The 1,216-nt window shown below is 71.2% G+C and carries 3 protein-coding genes; all 3 read right to left on the bottom strand.

All coding sequences use genetic code 11. The annotated features are described in order from the left end of the window. A partial coding sequence (locus ACWDRB_RS67880; RefSeq protein WP_449912924.1) for a hypothetical protein occupies positions 1 to 415 on the bottom strand: 415 nt, incomplete at its 3' end. A gap of 65 nt (positions 416 to 480) precedes the next feature. Further along, positions 481 to 993, bottom strand: coding sequence for a plasmid transfer protein TraA (traA, locus tag ACWDRB_RS67875; protein ID WP_362711151.1), 513 nt, complete (start codon positions 991 to 993; stop codon positions 481 to 483). Positions 994 to 1,084: 91 nt separating this feature from the next. Then, positions 1,085 to 1,210, bottom strand: a complete 126-nt coding sequence (locus tag ACWDRB_RS67870) for a DUF6251 family protein (RefSeq protein ID WP_449912927.1) — start codon at positions 1,208 to 1,210, stop codon at positions 1,085 to 1,087. Positions 1,211 to 1,216 lie beyond the last annotated feature (6 nt).

Below are 1,216 nucleotides of genomic sequence, written 5' to 3'. Positions count from 1 at the left end.
CGGGCGCCGCACCGTCCGACGTGCGGAGCGCCATGCGGATGTTCCAGGACAGAGCGAGTACGGCGCCGCCCATCAGGAAGGTGTCCGGGAGGATGCCGGTCAGGGGTCCGGCGAGCGCGGCCCCGGTCATCCACGCGGACCCGGCCGCGACCGTGATCGCGGAGTGCAGGCGCCGCTGGGTGCTGGTCTCCCGACCGGCCCACCAGGTCGCCCCGGTCAGGGCGACGGCGGACAGAGTGAGCCCGACGCCAGCGCCCACGGAGTCGGACCACAGAAGGTGTGCGCCCGACCCGACGATGCCGACTCCGGCGACACCGAGCCACGGCGGCAGGTGCGGCATCGCCCGGTGCAGGAGGTACGTACCGACGCCGCTCGACCCGCGCCGGGTGGTGTGCTGGTCTGTGGTCCTGTTCATGGCGTGCCTCTCCAAATGCCGTTCGACGTCCCGATAGTCCTGATTGATGTCGACCAACCGGCGCTTCACTGGGCGGTCCAGTTCATGCGCGGCTGCTGCGGGCGGGCGCGGTGCCGGACCCGGTTGATCTCCTCCTCGTACTCCTGCTGGAACGCGGCGTATGTGGCGGCGGCGAGCTTCGCGGCGTTGCGCAGCTCGTCGGCGGACCGCTGCAGCTTGCGGTGGACCTTGAACGCGCGCCGCTGTGCGCCGCCCATCCGGCCCTCCGGGTCGGGGACCGTGGACAGCACGCCCTTGAGGATCTCGGCACCCATGGCCACCTCGATGGAGAGCATGACCGCGGCGGCCCGGAGGGTGTTGCAGTAGTTCCGGATCTGCGCGGGGGAGGTGAACTCGGGGGCGGGGAGCAGGCTCTCCGAGTGCGTCCGGGCTGCCGGAACGGCCGCCTTCGTGCTCCTGCCGTTGTTCACGATGAAGTTGATCGGCGGAACGAATCCGCCAGCCGCGGAGCCGACGAAGGTTCCGGCCGCGGACGCGAACTTGTCCGCCTTCGAGGCGCCGTTGGTGTTGGTGGTCATGCTGACCTGCTCTCTGGTTGGTGGGTGGTAGGCCGGTCGTCTGTCCGGTCCTCTGCCACGCCCGGTTCGAGACCGGGCGGACAGGGGGCCGTCAGCGCTTCCGGGCCGCGGTGATGGCCTGCTGGCCGGTCTCGCTGCCCACGGAGCGCACGACCGTGGTGACGGCCCACCCGGCGGCGACGACGACGAGGGCGACGACCGCGAGACTGACCGCCATCGACGT

It is taken from the genome of Nonomuraea sp. NPDC003707, from assembly GCF_053587055.1.
Note: the sequence above shows the minus strand (reverse complement) of the source record. Positions and strands in the feature narration are given on the sequence as shown.

Excerpts from the sequence above, each read along its gene's own strand:
- traA (WP_362711151.1), bottom strand. The coding sequence starts at position 993 with ATGACCACCAACACCAACGGCGCCTCGAAGGCGGACAAGTTCGCGTCC.
- ACWDRB_RS67870 (WP_449912927.1), bottom strand. The coding sequence starts at position 1,210 with ATGGCGGTCAGTCTCGCGGTCGTCGCCCTCGTCGTCGTCGCCGCCGGG.